Below are 18,080 nucleotides of genomic sequence, written 5' to 3' on the forward strand. Positions count from 1 at the left end.
TATAAAACAATAAATTGCCCGAATCGATTGATTATGCAAGGTTCTTAAATTGATTTAAATCAAGGTTACCCCCACCTTGTACTGGTATACAGGGAGTCAGATACGGTTGGTTTTATGCAAACGTTAAGAACTGACGATAGTTTGTTACTGATACCAATTTTCAATTAAGACAATAATACGCCGTTTTACGGAGGCAATAATGGTTACTGGTATTCAAATCACCAAAGCGAACAACAGTGCGCTGATCAACTCCTTCTGGTTGCTGGACGAAGAAAAATCTCAGGCACGTTGTGTCTGTGCAAAATCCGGTTATAGCGAAGATCAAATCGTGCCGGTAAGCGATCTGGGCCAGATCGAATATCGTGAAGTCCCGCTGGAAATCAAATCGGAAGTGCGCGTGGAAGGCGGTCAACATCTGAATGTAAACGTGCTGCGTCGGGAAACGCTGGAAGATGCCGTTCAACATCCGGAAAAATATCCGCAGCTGACAATCCGTGTTTCTGGATATGCCGTGCGTTTTAACTCTTTGACGCCGGAACAGCAGCGCGACGTTATCACCCGTACTTTTACTGAAAGCCTGTAAGTTTCCGGGGTTATTCGAAACCTGGATTAAAAAGAAAGGGAGCCGCGGCTCCCTTTCTTTTTTTGCGTGTTATTTGCCGGCCGATTCGTCAGTTTTTTGCTTCGGCTGGCGACGTTTACCGATGTTTTTGCTATCCCGGTGACGTACTTTCACTTTGACTTTGGCCTTCTCTTTGTCTTTCTCTTTTTTTTCTTGCCGCTTGGCCAACGCTTTCTTGGACGGCTTGCCCGTGGTTTTGGCGCTCGGCGCTTTGGTGGCCGGACGCAGCTCTTCAACAATGCGCGGCTTGAGCGGTTCATTCAGGTAACGGCTGATTTTGCCAAGCAGAAGATGGTCGTGCGCTTCAACAAAAGAGATGGCGCAACCTTTGCGACCCGCACGGCCCGTGCGTCCTATACGGTGGAGATAGGTGTCCGCGGTACGGGGCAGGTCAAAGTTGAACACATGGCTGACATCATTGATGTCTATGCCGCGCGCGGCGACATCGGTTGCAACCAGCACGTTCACCCGACCGTCGCTCAGGCGTTTAATCGCTTCGTTACGCTTGGCCTGCACCATTTCACCTTCGAGGTAACAGGCGGTAATGCCCGCTTCCCGCAACCAGGCAACCAGTTCATGAACGCGCTCGCGCTTACGCACGAAAACAATGGAGCGGGTGACATCCGGTTGTTTTAACTGATGGCAAAGCAGAGCCGTTTTGTGTTTGATGTCGTCGGCACGGTAGTACCATTGCAGAATTTTTTTACGCTCGCGGCGTGAGGGATCGGCCTCAACTTCGACCGGATCGTTCAGCAAACGCTCGGCGAAGTCTTTAATCGCTTCGCCTTCCAGCGTGGCGGAAAAGAGCAGAGTCTGTTTACGCCAGCGGGTTTCACCGGCGATATGCTCGATATCCTGCGCGAATCCCATATCCAGCATTCTGTCCGCTTCATCGAGGATCAGGGTTTCCACCGCGCGGCAATCAAAGTTTTCTTCTTTAATGTATTGCAGCAAACGCCCCGTCGTGGCAACCACAACATCCTGGTTTTCACTAAACACTTCGGCGTGGTTCATATAAGCCACGCCGCCGGTAATAGTGGCGATGTCCAGATGGGTGTGGGCGGCCATGATGCGCGCCTGATCGGCAACCTGCATGGCAAGTTCGCGCGTCGGCGTTAAGATCAGAATGCGAGGCGGCCCGGATTTTTTACGAGGAAAATCCAACAGATGCTGTAAGACCGGCAACAGGTACGCGGCGGTTTTACCCGTGCCTGTCGGCGCTGAACCCAGTACATCGCGGCCGTCCATTGCCGGCGGGATTGCCGCCGACTGAATTGCAGTCGGACGTTCATAACCCATATCGCGCAGGGCGTCTAACAGGCTGTCATCAAGATCTAACTCGGAAAAATGTGTTGCTGTCATGGTCTACCTCTGTTTGGGGCGCTGATTATAGACGCATTGGCCGTGTTCTTCACCTGTTTAAACCGACAACCGCGCTTTTACTGTATAGATGTTTATCCTATGCTACGACGGTTTTAATCTGGAACGCATAATCATGAGTGTGCAATCTGATAATAAACCGACGCTGCGTGGCGGCGGGTTTACTTTCAAACAATTTTTTGTCGCGCACGATCGCTGTGCGATGAAGGTGGGCACCGATGGCATATTGTTGGGCGCCTGGACGCCGGTAGCCGGCGTATCGCGCATATTGGATATTGGCTGCGGCTCTGGCCTGATCGCCCTGATGCTGGCGCAGCGAACCCGTCATCACGTGCAGATTGATGCGGTTGAACTGGATGCGGCGGCAGGCCGTCAGGCCGGTGAAAATATCGCGGCGTCGCCGTGGTCTGAACGTATGCGCGTTTATGTTGATGATGTTGTGAATTTCGCGGCCGCCGGCCCGGCGAGTTACCCCCTGATTGTCAGCAATCCGCCTTATTATGCGCCCGGCGTCGCCTGCGGCACCGCGCAGCGAGCGCAGGCGCGTTACACCACCGCGCTGACGCATGAGATCCTGCTCGACTGCGTGCGGTGTCTGGTAACGCCCGACGGCGTGTTCTGTGTGGTGTTGCCGACGGCGATTGCCGACGATTTTATTCCGCTGGCGCAGCGGCGGAATTGGTTTCTCCGTCAGCGCTTGGACGTAAGCGAATATCATTCGCGGCCTGCGCATCGCACGTTGCTCGCCCTATCACCGCAATCGGGAGAGTGTCTGACGCGGCAACTGGTGATTCGTGATGCGGATCGGCGCTATTCCACTGAATTTCAGGCGCTGACAAAAGATTTTTATCTGTTTATGTAGGTTCCGCGATCGGGAACCTACATAACGGTGAGGCTAGGGCGTAAGGATCGTCGGTTTAGGCGCATCGAACCGGTCTGGATAATCAAGGGTGTAGTGCAATCCGCGGCTTTCTTTTCTGTCCAGCGCGCAGCGAACGATTAACTCGGCCACCTGTACCAGATTGCGTAACTCCAGCAAATTATTGGAAATGCGGAAATGCGAGTAATACTCGTCGATTTCCTGCTGGAGCAGGATAATGCGATGCAGCGCCCGTTCCAGTCGTTTAGTGGTGCGCACGATCCCGACATAGTCCCACATAAATAGCCTTAGCTCGTGCCAGTTATGCTGGATAACCACCTGTTCGTCCGAATTGTCGACCTGACTTTCATCCCAGGCCGGCAATTCTCCTGCCGGCATGATTTGCGGCAGGCGTTGCAGGATATCTTCCGATGCCGACCAACCGTATACCAGACACTCCAGTAAAGAGTTCGACGCCATGCGGTTTGCGCCGTGCAGTCCGGTATAGCTCACCTCGCCGATGGCATACAACCCGTCGACATCGGTATGCCCATGCTGATCGACCATCACGCCGCCGCAGGTATAGTGCGCGGCAGGAACAATGGGGATCGCTTCACGGGTGATATCAATGCCTAACGACAACAGCTTTTCATAGATGGTGGGGAAATGCTGCTTCACAAACTCGGCAGGTTTGTGGCTGATGTCCAGGTACATGCAGTCAGCGCCAAGACGCTTCATTTCGTGGTCAATGGCTCTGGCAACCACATCACGCGGGGCAAGTTCGCCCCGGGGATCGAAATCAGGCATGAAACGGCTGCCGTCAGGGCGCTTCAGGTAAGCGCCTTCCCCACGCAGGGCTTCGGTCAGCAGGAAGTTTCGCGCCTGCGGGTGAAATAAGCAGGTAGGGTGAAACTGATTAAATTCCAGATTGGCCACCCGGCAGCCCGCACGCCATGCCATGGCAATGCCATCGCCGGATGAAATGTCCGGGTTGGTGGTGTATTGATACACCTTGGATGCGCCGCCGGTGGCGAGAACCACGGTTTTCGCCCGGCAGGATTCGACGACTTCCCGTTCACGGTTCCAGATGTAAGCGCCGACAATTCGCCGGGTTCCCGGCAGACCTAGCTTATCGGACGTGATCAAATCGACGGCATTACAACGTTCCATAATATGGATATTGGGATGAGAGCGGGCTTTTTGTACCAGGATATTTTCCACTTCTTTCCCGGTGGCGTCAGCCGCGTGCAGTATGCGGCGGTGGCTATGCCCCCCTTCGCGGGTAAGGTGATAGCGAGCCTCACCGTTGGTGCTGGTTTCCGTATCGAACAAGACGCCCTGATCGATCAGCCATTGCACACAACTTTTGGCATTGCTGGCGATGAACTCCACGGCTTGGCGTTCGCACAGTCCGTCACCCGCGATTAATGTGTCTTCAATATGTGAATCGATGCTATCGGTCTCATCGAAAACCGCGGCGATACCGCCCTGGGCATAGAAAGTCGAGCCCTCATTAAGCGGGCCTTTGCTGAGAACGGTAACGTTTGCCTGCGCGGCCAGACGAAGGGCGAGAGACAGCCCGGCAGCGCCGCTGCCAATGATCAATACATCACAGGAGTATTCAGTGGTCGGTTGCATGTTCGTGTCGTCAACGTAAGAAAGAAGAGGAAAACCGATGTTAGCACTCAATGTTTTATCCCTGTATTGATTTTTACGGCCCTGTAAAGATGTATAAATACCGGACTCCATGAGGGCCCGGGCCGTGCTAATGTGGTGGATTTATCGTATGATCGGTCAGGTCTGCGCCATGATAAATGAAAAAACCAGGGGCGTTGACGTGAAAGCGTTACGTACGGGGTTAAACAACGGTAAGCAGAAGAAATTGATTACCCGGAACTTTATGTCATGTATTGACTCCAAGCTAGAGCTTGCTCTGGGTATAACTATATGGCTGGCAGTACTATTTTACGTGTGGAGAACGATTTGAGGAGATATTACCTCGGATGAGCGAGCAGCTAGCAGATCAGGTTCTGGTCGAGCGGGTCCAGAAGGGCGATCAAAAATCGTTTAACCTACTGGTTATTCGCTACCAGCATAAGGTGGCGAGCCTGGTATCCCGTTATGTGCCCCAAGGGGACGTGCCTGACGTGGTGCAGGAATCGTTTATCAAAGCGTATCGCGCCCTGGAATCATTTCGCGGCGATAGCGCTTTTTATACATGGTTGTATCGGATTGCGGTGAATACGGCGAAAAATTATCTGGTTGCTCAGGGCCGACGCCCTCCTTCCAGCGATATTGATGCCAATGACGCTGAAAACTATGAAAATGCAGGCGCATTGAAAGAAATATCGAACCCTGAGAATTTAATGTTGTCAGAGGAATTGAGAAGTATTGTTTTCCGTACTATTGAGTCTTTACCGGAAGATTTACGCCTGGCGATTACGCTGCGTGAATTAGATGGACTGAGTTACGAAGAGATCGCCATGATTATGGATTGTCCGGTCGGCACTGTTCGTTCTCGTATCTTCCGGGCCCGGGAAGCTATTGATAATAAAGTACAACCGCTTATTCAGCGTTAGTGAGTTCTCGTCGCTGCGCGTGATTAATGATGGATTTGACAAGGTAAGGGTATCGGTATGCAGAAAGAGAAACTTTCCGCTTTAATGGATGGTGAGGCAGTAGATTCCGAACTGCTGAATTCCTTGTCACGCGATGACAAGTTGCAGCAAAGTTGGCAAAGTTATCATCTAATCCGCGATACGTTACGTGGGGATATTGGTGAACAGGTCGTCCATCTGGATATCGCCTCCCGCGTTGCCGCCGCGATTGAAAAGGAACCTGCTCGCCTGGTTCCGCAATCGCAACCGGAGTCTCAGCCGCATCCCGATCGCTGGCCTCAGATGCCGTTCTGGCATAAGGTTCGTCCGTGGGCCAGCCAGTTGACTCAGGTAGGCGTTGCGGCCTGCGTGTCTCTGGCGGTTATCGTTGGCGTTCAGAATTATAACCAGACGGGGGTTGCGGACACCGTTACGGAATCCGCCGCGTTCAGCACGTTGCCGGCAATGGGAACCGCGTCTCCGGTCAGTCTGGGGGTTCCTTCAGAAAATATCGCCTCCCATAGCGGTCAGCAGAAATCCGATGTGCAGCGCAATCGCCTCAATGCTATTTTGCAGGACTATGAATTACAGCGCCGCCTGCACGCAGAGCAACTTCAGCAGCATGACGATCATCAGCAGGCTGCGATTCAGGTTCCAGGAACTCAATCATTAGGGACTCAGCCTCGGTAATGAAGCATGTCTGGCTTGCCGCCTGTTTGCTGATTGGCAGTTTATGTTATTCCACCCTCGCCCCGGCGCAAACCGCGTCCGGGGCGTTGTTGCAACAGATGAACAATGCCAGTCGCTCGTTAAACTACGAAATCTCTTTTATCAATATCACCCGTCAGGGATTTGAGTCGGTACGATACCGTCACGCCGTTATTAATAATCGTTCATTGGCGCAGTTGGTGTTTATGGATGGGCCGCGGCGTGAGATCGTGCAGCGCGGGAATGAAATCAGCTATTTCGATTCCGGCCTGGAGCCTTTTACCCTGTCGAGCGATCATATCGTCGATTCGTTACCTTCGCTGGTTTATGCGGATTTCCAAAAGCTCACCCAATATTATGATTTCGTTCCCGCGGACGGGCGAGTCCGTATCGCCGATCATCTGGCGGTGGGGATCCGGATTATTTCACGGGATGCGACGCGTTACAGCTATGCCGTGTGGGTTGACGCGGAGTCTAAACTGCCGTTACGGGTCGATTTGCAGGATGGTAATGGCGAACGTCTGGAACAGTTTCTGGCGACGTCGTTAATTGTGGACGATGACATTGTAAACGCCATGCGGCCGCTGGAAAGCATTCACTTGCCTCCGTCATTGCCCGTGCCCCGTTCAGAAAACATCGATTTCGCCTGGTCGGCAGAATGGTTGCCGGTGGGGATGAAAGAGGTTTCGCACAGCCGCAGAACGTTGCCGGGCGTCAATTTGCCGATTGAAACGCGTTTGTACAGTGATGGTTTGTTTAGTTTTTCCGTCAACGTCAGCCCTGCTGCCGAAGCGCGGGCTGAGCAGGCTGTTCGTACCGGAAGGCGTTCAATACACACTGAGGTTCGCGATAATAATGAGATCACGGTTGTCGGTGAACTCCCGCCGGCCACGGCTAAACGCGTGGCGGACAATATTATCCTGAAGGCGCAACAATGATTAAAGAGTGGGCGACGGTTATTTCATGGCAGGACGGCATCGCGTTGCTACGCTGTGAACAACGTTCCGGATGCAGCGGCTGCCAATCGCGTTCGACATGTGGAACCGGGTTGTTGAATCAGCTAGGCGCGCCGGCTGAACACCTGTTGCAGGTGCCTTGTGAACAACCGTTGCAAACCGGGCAACGGGTGGAGCTGGGGATTGCCGAAAAGCATTTGTTGCAGTCCGCGGTGATGGTCTACTTTGTTCCTCTGGTGGGGTTGCTTGCCGGAGCGGCGCTGTTTCAGGCTCTTTTTATCAGCGAGTTCTCCGCCATTCTCGGGGCATTGACCGGGGGCGGGCTGGCTTTTTTATCGGTAAAGCGCTGGGCGGGAAACCCCGATAAAAACAGCCGCTATCAGCCCGTCATTTTGCAAATTGCGTTGCCGGGTGAGTTATTACACATTCACAGCGTCGCGGAGTCATAGAATGGGGCGAGCGGGGTAATACCCTATCGCTATTCCTTATTATTCCCCATTATTTTCAGCCGTTGTCATCGATTTGATCTCTTCTTTCACCCCGTCGTTCCGTGGTTCAGCATAAAACCGTCATAATCAAAGGTAATGCGCGGTACATGACTAGGTTTTCGGTCGTCCGGCATGTAGAATGCAGCGATTCAGGTGGAAGGTCGTCGCTGCTGTTTTCACCTAATGCGCATGCCCATCGGCAAGAATTTCAGGAATATCAAGGTAGAAAAATTTTTATAATGAAGCACATACGAAATTTCTCCATTATTGCCCACATCGACCACGGTAAGTCGACGTTATCTGACCGCATTATCCAGATTTGCGGTGGTTTAACCGAACGTGAAATGGCTGCGCAGGTTCTGGATTCTATGGATCTGGAGCGTGAACGCGGTATCACGATTAAAGCGCAGAGTGTGACGCTGGATTACAAGGCGCAGGATGGTCAAACTTACCAGTTAAACTTCATTGATACTCCCGGACACGTTGACTTTTCTTATGAGGTTTCCCGTTCGCTGGCCGCTTGTGAAGGCGCTTTGCTGGTGGTGGATGCGGGGCAGGGGGTGGAAGCCCAGACGTTGGCGAACTGCTACACTGCGCTGGATATGGATTTAGAGGTTGTTCCGGTACTGAATAAAATCGACCTGCCCGCCGCCGACCCGGACCGCGTCGCGCAGGAAATTGAAGATATCGTCGGTATTGATGCGACGGATGCCGTGCGTTGTTCGGCTAAAACCGGTATCGGCGTGCCCGAAGTATTGGAGCGTCTGGTACGGGACGTTCCCCCTCCCGCAGGAAGTGGGGATGCGCCATTACAGGCGCTGATTATTGACTCCTGGTTTGATAACTACCTGGGCGTTGTGTCGCTGGTGCGCATTAAAAATGGTTCGATGCGTAAAGGCGACAAAATTAAAGTCATGAGCACCGGGCAGGTTTACAACGCTGACCGGCTGGGTATTTTTACCCCGAAACGCCTTGATCGCGACGTGCTCAACTGCGGTGAGGTCGGCTGGCTGGTTTGTGCCATCAAAGATATTCTGGGGGCGCCGGTCGGCGATACGCTGACGCTGGCTCGTCAGCCGGCGGAAAAAGCGTTGCCGGGATTCAAGAAAGTTAAACCTCAGGTATATGCCGGGTTATTCCCCATCAGTTCCGATGATTATGAAGCGTTTCGTGATGCGCTGGGCAAATTGAGCCTTAACGATGCTTCCCTGTTTTACGAACCGGAAAGCTCCACCGCGCTGGGCTTTGGTTTCCGCTGCGGTTTCCTGGGGCTGTTGCACATGGAAATCATTCAGGAACGGCTGGAGCGTGAATACGATCTGGATCTGATCACCACCGCGCCTACGGTTGTTTATGAAGTGGAAACCACCGCCGGCGAGACAGTCTACGTCGATAGCCCGTCAAAGCTGCCGCCGCTGAATAATATTCAGGAATTGCGCGAGCCTATCGCCGAATGCCATATGCTGATGCCGCAGGAGTTCCTGGGGAACGTCATCACACTGTGTATCGAGAAGCGCGGCGTACAGACCAATATGGTCTATCACGGCAATCAGGTGGCGCTGACGTATGAAATTCCGATGGCGGAAGTGGTGCTCGATTTCTTTGACCGTCTGAAATCGACCTCTCGGGGTTACGCCTCGCTGGACTACAGTTTCAAACGCTTTCAGGCTTCCGACATGGTGCGCGTCGATGTGCTTATCAACGGCGAGCGCGTGGATGCGCTGGCGCTGATTACTCATCGGGATAACGCTCAGTACCGTGGCCGCGATCTGGTGGAAAAGATGAAAGATCTTATCCCGCGTCAGCAGTTTGATATCGCCATTCAGGCGGCGATCGGCAACCACATTATCGCCCGTTCCACCGTTAAGCAGTTGCGCAAGAACGTACTGGCGAAATGTTATGGCGGCGATGTCAGCCGTAAGAAAAAACTATTGCAGAAACAGAAAGATGGTAAGAAACGTATGAAGCAGGTAGGTAACGTTGAATTACCGCAGGAAGCGTTCCTGGCTATTTTGCACGTCGGCAAAGACAACAAATAATCCTGAGGAGTTGGCATGGCCAATATGTTTGCCGTAATTTTGGCGTTGGTAACGCTAGTCACGGGAATTGTCTGGTGCTTTGAACGTTTTATGTGGGCGCCCGCGCGGCGGAAAAAATTTGCGGCGTTGAATGCGCCGGCGGATGACCGCGCAGTGTCAAAAGCCGTTGAGCAACCGGGATGGATCGAAACCGTCGCCTCCATCTTTCCGGTGGTGGCGTTGGTTTTAGTTGTGCGTTCATTTATTTATGAGCCGTTTCAGATCCCCTCCGGTTCCATGATGCCGACATTGCTGATCGGCGATTTTATCCTGGTAGAGAAATTTGCTTACGGTATTAAAGAACCCTTTACTCAGAAAACCTTGATTGAGACCGGCCTTCCGAAGCGTGGCGATATTGCCGTGTTTAAGTATCCATCCGATCCTAAGGTTGATTTTATCAAACGCGTGGTCGGCCTGCCGGGCGATCGGGTCAGTTATAATCCTCTGAGCAAGCAGATTACGATTTACCCGGCCTGCGACGGTCAGCAAATTTGCGATAAAGCACTGGCTGTAACCTATAATAATGTACAGCCCAGCGACTTTGTGCAGACATTCAATCAGCCGGGCCTGGAATCGCGCAGCGGTTTTTATCAGATCCCGGTGAATGAAAATAAAGCCGACGGCATCCGCATGGGGATACGTAAAGAGTCGTTTGGCAATGTGACGCACAATATTCTGGTGGTTCCCGGGGTGCAGGATCAACTCGGCGGATATTATCAGCAGTCGCAACAACCGCTCGCAACCTGGGTTGTGCCGGCCGGTCATTATTTCATGATGGGAGATAACCGCGATAACAGTCTGGATAGCCGTTATTGGGGTTTTGTACCGGAAAGAAATCTGGTTGGTAAAGCGACGACAATCTGGATGAGCTTTGAGAAACAGGAAGGTGAATGGCCTACCGGGGTTCGATTGAGCCGTATTGGCGGTATTCACTAATTCAAGGCGATAAACACGCAGCATTATTACGCTGCCCGTTGTAGAATATTTCCGGAAATAAACGCAGGCTCCCGGTCGGGAGCCAATGCAAACGAAACAGTTTTGGCAGCAAGTTAGCAAGTCAGGACTGTTCCGTGTGCTGTTGTTTTTGACGCATTCTTGATCTATTGGTAACACATGAATCCCATCCTGATAAACCGTTTACAAAGAAAGCTGGGCTATACTTTTCAGCAGTACGAACTTTTGTTACAGGCTCTGACACATCGAAGCGCCAGCAGCAAGCACAATGAAAGGCTTGAGTTTCTGGGCGATTCTATTCTGAGTTTTGTTATCGCGAACGCGCTGTATCACCGTTTTCCCAAGGTGGATGAAGGGGATATGAGCCGGATGCGCGCGACGCTGGTGCGCGGTAATACGCTGGCGGAAATTGCGCGTGAATTTGAATTGGGCGAGTGTCTGCGTCTGGGGCCGGGAGAGTTGAAGAGCGGAGGTTTCCGTCGGGAATCCATTCTGGCTGATACGGTAGAAGCGCTGATCGGGGGGATTTTCCTCGATAGCGATATTCAAACCATTGAGCGGTTGATCCTGAACTGGTATCAAAGCCGACTGGCTGAAATCAGCCCGGGCGATAAGCAAAAAGATCCGAAAACGCGCTTACAGGAATTTTTGCAAGGGCGTCACTTACCGCTGCCGACCTATCTGGTTGTTCAAGTGCGCGGTGAGGCGCACGATCAGGAGTTTACTATTCATTGTCAGGTCAGTGGTTTTAGTGAATCGGTCATCGGCACCGGTTCGAGCCGCCGAAAGGCTGAGCAGGCTGCGGCAGAACAAGCGTTGAAAAAACTGGAGCTTGAATGAGCGAAGAACAGACATACTGCGGTTTTGTCGCGATTGTCGGCCGGCCTAACGTAGGTAAATCCACATTATTGAATCAGTTGCTGGGGCAGAAGATTTCGATTACCTCGCGTAAACCCCAGACCACACGCCATCGCATTATGGGCATCCATACCGAGGGGCCGTATCAGGCTATCTACGTGGATACCCCCGGGCTGCATATCGAGGAGAAGCGGGCAATTAATCGTCTGATGAACCGTGCGGCCAGCAGTTCGATTGGCGATGTCGAGCTGATTATTTTTGTGGTCGAAGGCACGCACTGGAACGATGATGACGAAATGGTGCTGAATAAGCTGCGTGACCAGAAACATCCCGTTCTGCTGGCGATTAACAAAGTGGATAACGTAACGGATAAAACCAAGCTGTTGCCGCATATTCAATTTATCAGTCAGCAAATGAACTTCCTGGATGTGGTGCCGATTTCCGCCGAGAAGGGCACGAACGTCGATACCATCGCCGGCATTGTGCGTAAGCATTTGCCGCAGGCGGCGCATCATTTCCCGGAAGATTACATTACCGATCGTTCGCAACGGTTTATGGCTTCAGAAATTATTCGTGAAAAACTGATGCGCTTTCTGGGTGAGGAATTGCCCTACTCGGTAACGGTGGAGATTGAGCGTTTCGTCACCAATGAACGCGGCGGGTATGACATTAACGGGCTGATTCTTGTCGAACGTGAAGGTCAGAAGAAAATGGTGATCGGCAACAAAGGCTCTAAAATTAAAACCATCGGCATTGAAGCTCGCCAGGATATGGAAGAGATGTTTGAAGCCAAAGTTCACCTCGAATTATGGGTAAAAGTAAAATCAGGCTGGGCGGACGACGAACGTGCGCTGCGTAGCCTGGGTTACAGTGAAGACTTGTAAGGCCGATGCCGATGGAAGGCTGGCAACGCGCGTTTGTCTTGCATGGGCGACCTTACAGCGAAACCAGTCTACTACTGGATTTATTCAGTGAAAGCGATGGTCGGGTTCGGGTGCTTGCCAAAGGCGCCCGGGCGCGTCGTTCAAGTCTGAAAGGCTGCTTGCAGCCTTTTACTCCTCTGCTGGTTCGTTGGAGCGGGCGGGGCGAAGTGAAAACCCTGCGCAATGCCGAGCCAGTCTCGCTGGCGCTTCCGCTTAGCGGAAGTATGCTCTACAGCGGTTTATACGTGAATGAACTGCTGGCCCGGGTTCTGGAGCATGAAACCAATTATTCCGCGCTCTTTTTTGATTATCTCAACTGTTTGCAGCAGCTTGCCGTTCAGAATGTCTCGCCTGAGCCGGCATTGCGCCGCTTTGAGCTTGCCTTGCTGGGGAACCTGGGATATGGCGTGGATTTTCTGCATTGTGCCGGGAGCGGCGAACCGGTAGCCGATAGCATGACCTACCGCTATCGTGAAGAGAAAGGCTTTATTGCCAGCCTGGTCGTCGATAACAACAGCTTTACCGGTTATGAGTTGCGCGCGTTGGCGTCACGGGAGTTTCCCGACGCGGCGACATTACGCGCGGCCAAGCGTTTTACCCGTATCGCCCTAAAACCTTATCTTGGCGGTAAGCCGCTGAAAAGCCGTGAACTGTTTCGCCAGTTTTTACCTAAGTTCGATTTACCGAAAACCCCGCCTGCCGATAAATAATCCTGCTTCTTCTGTACCCGGAAACGCGCACATCGGTGTAAACTGCCTTTTATTACGCATTATTTTATCGAGGATTTACCATGGCTGAGCTGTTATTGGGCGTTAATATCGATCACATCGCAACCCTGCGTAATGCCCGCGGTACCGCCTATCCGGACCCGGTGCAGGCTGCCTTTTTGGCTGAGCAGGCGGGGGCTGACGGGATTACCGTCCACCTGCGTGAAGATCGTCGTCATATCACCGATCGTGATGTCCGTATCCTGCGGGAAACCATTCAAACCCGTATGAATCTGGAAATGGCCGTGACCGAAGAGATGGTGAATATTGCCTGTGAGTTGAAACCGCATTTTTGCTGTCTGGTGCCTGAAAAACGTCAGGAAGTGACCACCGAGGGCGGACTGGATGTTGCGGGTCAGCAGGAGAAAATGAACGATGCGGTGGCCAGATTAAGTCGCGCGGGGATCCAGGTGTCCTTGTTCATTGATGCCGATAAACGCCAAATCGATGCGGCCGCCGCTAGCGGCGCGCCTTACATCGAAATCCATACCGGCGCTTATGCCGATGCCGTCGATGAACCGTCCCGTCAACATGAGTTTGCGCGCATCCGCGAGGCTGCTGCCTATGCCGCGGGCAAAGGATTGAAAGTCAATGCCGGCCACGGTCTGACCTACCATAATGTGCTGCCTATTGCGGCGTTGCCGGAAATGCATGAGTTGAACATCGGTCACGCCATTATCGGACGTGCGGTGATGAGTGGCTTGGGCGCTGCGGTTGTTGAAATGAAAGCGCTGTTGCGGGAAGCGCGACGCTGATGGCGATCCTCGGTCTCGGAACGGATATTGTCGAGATCGCTCGCATCGAATGGGTGATTGAGCGTTCGGGGGAGCGGCTGGCGCGGCGGATTTTGACGGAAAATGAGTGGCGACAATATCAGCAGCATCGGCAACCGGCCCGTTTTCTTGCCAAGCGCTTTGCCGTTAAGGAAGCGGCGTCGAAAGCCTTTGGTACTGGAATTCGCAACGGGTTGGCTTTTACTCAGTTTGAGGTATTTAACGACGAACTGGGGAAGCCTTGCCTGCGCTTTTTTGCCAAAGCTTCCGAGCTGGCTGCTCGTCTGGGGGTAAAGCATGTGCATGTTACCCTGGCGGATGAGCGGCGTTACGCATGCGCAACGGTGATTATCGAAGATTAAGGCTCAGAGTTTGTCCGCGTGATGCAGTAACACGTACTTTTCCCACAACTGCTCATTCCCTTCCTGGTGCTCGGGATCCTTGATGATGGTGTTGTCGATCGGACACACTTTCTGACAGGTTGGCGTGTCGTAATGCCCGACACATTCCGTGCACCGGCTGGCATCGATTTCGTAGATGTCCATGCCCATTGCGATAGCCTGGTTGGGACATTCAGGTTCACACATATCGCAGTTGATACATTTATGGGTGATGAGTAACGCCATGATGATCTTCTATCTTACAAACAGGGCGCAGATTATACCTGCTGACAGCAGTTTTAAACACGCTCAACTGTCGTTGACGGACAAATAGATAGTGAAGTTATAGGGTAAAAAAACCATCTGTTCGTTAAATTGGTTCTGAGTTTATCCTTTAGAATACCAACATCAGCCAATACGACTGTGACTCTCGGATTTTAATCTATTGATTTATAACTTAAATTAATGTAATTGTGATGCTAGTATTTTATGCGCCTCAGGTAGTGGACATAGATTAATCAGTATCGTTGATAAAGTTTGTTTCTGGAGAGTCGATAACGGTATATACCCGTGTAGATCTGGTTTTTATAACTAATAGTGTCAGTCTAATGGCGGAAATTATAGTGCAACAGGAAGGGAATTTTAATCAGTTTGGGCTATTGTTTCCCCAGCAGGGGAACGCTGAATCATTGGATCCTGACTACTGGCGTCAATGCCAGCGGCGGTATACTTTTCAGCCGATTTACCGAACATCAGGTAAATTGATGGCTATTGAGTTATTAACCTCGGTTTTTTCCCCTTCCTTGCCACAACAGTTTGTTTCTCCTGAAAAATATTTTGCCAACATCAATGTTGACGCGCGTCTGAAAATTATTGTGGAGCAACTGCAACTTCTGTCCCAGTGGCACCTGCGTTTTATCCGTGACGACCTGGTGGCATCGCTTAATATTGACGGTATGACGTTGCTTGCTTTACAAAAAAGTCATGAAGCGAAAAGGCTTATCTCTTCGATGCCCTGGATCCGTTTCGAGATGGTAGAAAACCAGGGGGGATTACCGAAAGAGATCTTGACGAAACTGCCCGAAGCGCAAACGCTCTGGTTGGATGATTTTGGTTGCGGGATGGCGAATTTTTCATCATTAATGTTGGCGCAGTATGATTGCATTAAAGTTGCCCGTGAACTGTTTATTCTGCTACAGCAAAGCGGTGAAGGCCGTGAGGTTTTCCCTGCGCTGATTGCCTTGCTCGCGCGCTTTTGCAATTACGTCGTTATTGAAGGAATTGAGACGAAAGAAGAGTGGGCCATTGTTAAATCCTCGCATGCGGATGCTGCACAGGGATACTATCTTTCTCGTCCTCAACCATTTGATAACTTTGATGCGCTAAGAACGGAACTTTAGGTGAAAGTTTCTACTCGATCATCTTTTTCTCTGAGCATTGATTAACGCTTTGCAATGCACGTTATTCTAAATCTGATTTTATCCTTTCTTTATTCCTTTCCTCCTCAACGCTATTACGTCGGTTAACGTTTACTGATTCCAAAAAATCAGGCGCATTATGATAACTTTTTCTTATAGTTAAAAAAAGTGTTTTGATTTGTTGGTTTACTTGTTTGTGTTGTTTTATTTCTTAATTTTTGTTAAATGCAGTGATTGATATTGTTAAATGGTGAGGCGGTGTTTTTTGTGCTTTTTGTTGGTAAATAAGCATCCGATGTCAGAAAAATTGTCAAAAGGTTTTCATCTTCACTTAATTAATTGATTATTAATGATAAAAAAATCAATGTTTGTTACTAACGATCGAAAATCGTTTTATGATAGGTTTTTTTGATTAAAATAGTGATATCTATTGGTATAATTGATTTGCTTACAAAAAATTGATGTTCAGAATATATCATCATACGTGTGGTGGGATATTTTCTAATCTCATTAGCAAAACTTATAACATAAACAATTACTAATACTAAATTAAAACACTTTTTTGATCTTGTTGTTCTTATTTACACACAGTCATAGGCGGGGGTTTTATGTTGATGTTTTTATGTTTCTGAATTCTTCAGTTCTCTGGAGCACTTTTTCTTTCATCCTTTCCGCTCTCCGGAAATGCGCCAATCCTGAAAATCGATGGGATAGGGATTTATTACCGGGATTTTTCGTCACCAGTGATGTGATTTGTACGATCAGGACCGCTCGGCCCTGAGGAGAGTGCTATTGTGTATGAAATTATAATAACCATATTGTTAGTGCTGTTGTTGTTTTCTTCTGTAAAGAATAGAAAAATTAAACAAAAGTTTAATTCTGAGCAGAAAAAACAAAATTTTCTAAACATGGTTTTCTTTGCGACGGAATATAGTCCTGCTTCTATTATGATTGCGGATGAAAATTGCAAAATTATTTATGTCAATCGTCAATTTATTACTATGTCTGGTTATATGCCGGATGAAGTGATTGGTAAAAAAACGAATATATTAAGCTCGGGAATGACTAACGTAAGCGTCTATGAAGATCTGTGGACCACCATAAATAAAGGCGATATCTGGAGCGGTGAATTTATTAATCGTCGGAAAGATGGACAGTTGTATTGGGAAAAAGCCAATATCGTTAAAATATATAATAAAGCCAATAATTCAACTCAATACGTTGGCGTTAAGCTTGATATCACCGAGAGAAAAACACAAGAGCATCATGATAACTCTTATAATCGAGCATTGGAGCTTTTATCAAGCGGTGCTCCGTTAAAAGATATTCTTGATGCCATCATATTTAGCGTGGAAGAAAAAAATCCTGGCCGCATAGTATGCTCGGTATTGCTGGTTGATAAAGATAAGAGATGCCTGACTTTAGGCTCGGCGCCCAGTTTACCGGGCTTTTATAAAAATGCGATTCATAACGTTAAAATTGCTGATGGCGCCGCTTCATTTGGAACCGCGGCCTATACCGGAAAACGCGTAATCGCCGATGATATCTCTGTCCATCCTGATTGGTCTCTATATAAAGGGCTGGCTTTATATGCAGGTTTGCGTTCATGCTGGTCTGAACCTATTTTTGGGCAAAATAAAGAAATATTAGGCGTGCTCAGTGTTTATCATAGAAAAGTGTATGTCCCTAATGATGAAGAGGTTTTTTCTATTGAGAAATCTGCTCAGCTAATATCCATCGCCATAGAACGATATCGCGCTATTGATATGTTGCGCCGCAGTGAAGAGCACTATCGCCAGCTGGCGCATTATGATTCATTAACTTCATTGGCGAATGGTCTAACCTTTGCAGAGCAAATGGAGCAGGCAATACTGCTGTCTAAGCAAACAGGCAGAAAGATTGCATTGATGTTCCTCGATCTTGATAAATTTAAACAGATAAATGACTCTTTCGGCCATGCCGTTGGCGATTTGTTATTAAAGGAAGCCGCAACGCGGATGCGCGGTGCGGTAAGGGATTCAGATACGGTATATCGGCGCAGCGGCGATGAATTCATCATCTTATTACAGGGTATCAAGGAAGTTGACAACACGCTGTATGTTGCTGATAAAATTCACAAAGCGTTAAACGAACCCTTTGATATTGAAGGAAAAAGGCTTGATATATCCTGTAGTATCGGTATCGCGCTGTACCCGGAGCACGGTACTGATTCCCTGACACTGGCAATTAATGCGGACTCTGCCATGTATCAGGCAAAAGCGCTGGGTCGTAGTCAAACCCAAATTTATCATGATTTAAATAATCATAAATAAAAGGGTG

Annotated in this window: 18 protein-coding genes; 15 read left to right on the top strand and 3 right to left on the bottom strand. The window is 50.0% G+C overall.

Annotated elements, in window-relative coordinates; genetic code table 11:
• The first annotated feature begins 199 nt into the window (after positions 1–199).
• Positions 200–583, top strand: a complete 384-nt coding sequence (gene grcA, locus JG725_RS15675; RefSeq protein ID WP_172290938.1) for an autonomous glycyl radical cofactor GrcA — start codon at positions 200–202, stop codon at positions 581–583.
• A 69-nt stretch (positions 584–652) separates the two neighbouring features.
• On the opposite strand, the gene srmB is transcribed toward grcA, so the two are convergent.
• A complete protein-coding gene (gene srmB / locus JG725_RS15680; RefSeq protein WP_172290939.1) occupies positions 653–1,984 on the bottom strand; it encodes an ATP-dependent RNA helicase SrmB in 1,332 nt (443 codons plus the stop codon).
• Between the two features lie 133 nt (positions 1,985–2,117).
• On the opposite strand from srmB, the gene JG725_RS15685 reads away from it, so the two are divergent.
• The gene (locus JG725_RS15685; RefSeq protein ID WP_199378746.1) at positions 2,118–2,864 is read left to right on the top strand and encodes a tRNA1(Val) (adenine(37)-N6)-methyltransferase; all 747 of its coding nucleotides are present in this window, start codon (positions 2,118–2,120) and stop codon (positions 2,862–2,864) included.
• 33 nt (positions 2,865–2,897) lie between these two features.
• Here the strand turns inward: JG725_RS15685 and nadB are convergent, their stop codons facing one another.
• Positions 2,898–4,499 carry an L-aspartate oxidase gene (nadB, locus tag JG725_RS15690; RefSeq protein WP_199378748.1) on the bottom strand — a complete coding sequence of 534 codons (1,602 nt, stop codon included), beginning with the start codon at positions 4,497–4,499 and terminating at the stop codon, positions 2,898–2,900.
• A 365-nt stretch (positions 4,500–4,864) separates the two neighbouring features.
• On the opposite strand from nadB, the gene rpoE reads away from it, so the two are divergent.
• From rpoE to acpS, 11 genes are all read left to right on the top strand, one after another.
• The gene (gene rpoE, locus JG725_RS15695) at positions 4,865–5,440 is read left to right on the top strand and encodes an RNA polymerase sigma factor RpoE (RefSeq protein WP_172290942.1); all 576 of its coding nucleotides are present in this window, start codon (positions 4,865–4,867) and stop codon (positions 5,438–5,440) included.
• A gap of 57 nt (positions 5,441–5,497) precedes the next feature.
• Positions 5,498–6,148, top strand: a complete 651-nt coding sequence (rseA, locus tag JG725_RS15700; protein WP_172290943.1) for an anti-sigma-E factor RseA — start codon at positions 5,498–5,500, stop codon at positions 6,146–6,148.
• The gene (gene rseB, locus JG725_RS15705) at positions 6,148–7,104 is read left to right on the top strand and encodes a sigma-E factor regulatory protein RseB (protein WP_199378750.1); all 957 of its coding nucleotides are present in this window, start codon (positions 6,148–6,150) and stop codon (positions 7,102–7,104) included. Before rseA ends, rseB begins: the two co-directional genes overlap by 1 nt.
• Complete coding sequence (gene rseC, locus JG725_RS15710) at positions 7,101–7,571, top strand: SoxR-reducing system protein RseC (protein WP_172290945.1); 471 nt, start codon at positions 7,101–7,103, stop codon at positions 7,569–7,571. Before rseB ends, rseC begins: the two co-directional genes overlap by 4 nt.
• Positions 7,572–7,849: 278 nt before the next feature.
• Positions 7,850–9,649 (top strand): translation elongation factor 4, encoded by a 1,800-nt coding sequence (gene lepA / locus JG725_RS15715; protein ID WP_172290946.1) that lies wholly within the window; start codon positions 7,850–7,852, stop codon positions 9,647–9,649.
• A gap of 15 nt (positions 9,650–9,664) precedes the next feature.
• The gene (lepB, locus tag JG725_RS15720; protein ID WP_172290947.1) at positions 9,665–10,624 is read left to right on the top strand and encodes a signal peptidase I; all 960 of its coding nucleotides are present in this window, start codon (positions 9,665–9,667) and stop codon (positions 10,622–10,624) included.
• Between the two features lie 177 nt (positions 10,625–10,801).
• Complete coding sequence (gene rnc / locus JG725_RS15725; RefSeq protein ID WP_172290948.1) at positions 10,802–11,482, top strand: ribonuclease III; 681 nt, start codon at positions 10,802–10,804, stop codon at positions 11,480–11,482.
• Positions 11,479–12,384 carry a GTPase Era gene (gene era, locus JG725_RS15730; RefSeq protein WP_172290949.1) on the top strand — a complete coding sequence of 302 codons (906 nt, stop codon included), beginning with the start codon at positions 11,479–11,481 and terminating at the stop codon, positions 12,382–12,384. The genes rnc and era overlap by 4 nt, the downstream gene beginning before the upstream one ends.
• An 11-nt stretch (positions 12,385–12,395) precedes the next feature.
• Positions 12,396–13,133, top strand: a complete 738-nt coding sequence (gene recO, locus JG725_RS15735) for a DNA repair protein RecO (RefSeq protein ID WP_172290950.1) — start codon at positions 12,396–12,398, stop codon at positions 13,131–13,133.
• A gap of 80 nt (positions 13,134–13,213) precedes the next feature.
• On the top strand, positions 13,214–13,945 hold the full coding sequence (gene pdxJ, locus JG725_RS15740; protein ID WP_199378752.1) for a pyridoxine 5'-phosphate synthase: 732 nt from the start codon (positions 13,214–13,216) through the stop codon (positions 13,943–13,945).
• The gene (gene acpS / locus JG725_RS15745) at positions 13,945–14,325 is read left to right on the top strand and encodes a holo-ACP synthase (protein ID WP_172290952.1); all 381 of its coding nucleotides are present in this window, start codon (positions 13,945–13,947) and stop codon (positions 14,323–14,325) included. Before pdxJ ends, acpS begins: the two co-directional genes overlap by 1 nt.
• 3 nt (positions 14,326–14,328) lie before the next feature.
• Here acpS and JG725_RS15750 read toward each other — a convergent pair whose 3' ends face one another.
• On the bottom strand, positions 14,329–14,589 hold the full coding sequence (locus JG725_RS15750; RefSeq protein ID WP_172290953.1) for a YfhL family 4Fe-4S dicluster ferredoxin: 261 nt from the start codon (positions 14,587–14,589) through the stop codon (positions 14,329–14,331).
• 362 nt (positions 14,590–14,951) lie between these two features.
• Between JG725_RS15750 and pdeH the strand changes: the two genes are divergently transcribed.
• Both pdeH and JG725_RS15760 read left to right on the top strand, forming a co-directional pair.
• Positions 14,952–15,743: a cyclic-guanylate-specific phosphodiesterase gene (gene pdeH, locus JG725_RS15755; protein ID WP_172290966.1), complete on the top strand. Its 792-nt coding sequence runs from the start codon at positions 14,952–14,954 to the stop codon at positions 15,741–15,743.
• Between the two features lie 812 nt (positions 15,744–16,555).
• Positions 16,556–18,073 (top strand): diguanylate cyclase domain-containing protein, encoded by a 1,518-nt coding sequence (locus JG725_RS15760; RefSeq protein ID WP_172290954.1) that lies wholly within the window; start codon positions 16,556–16,558, stop codon positions 18,071–18,073.
• The last annotated feature ends 7 nt before the right edge of the window (positions 18,074–18,080 follow it).

The organism is Brenneria sp. L3-3C-1 (assembly GCF_016456245.1).
In the GTDB taxonomy this organism is placed as follows: Bacteria; Pseudomonadota; Gammaproteobacteria; order Enterobacterales; family Enterobacteriaceae; genus Brenneria.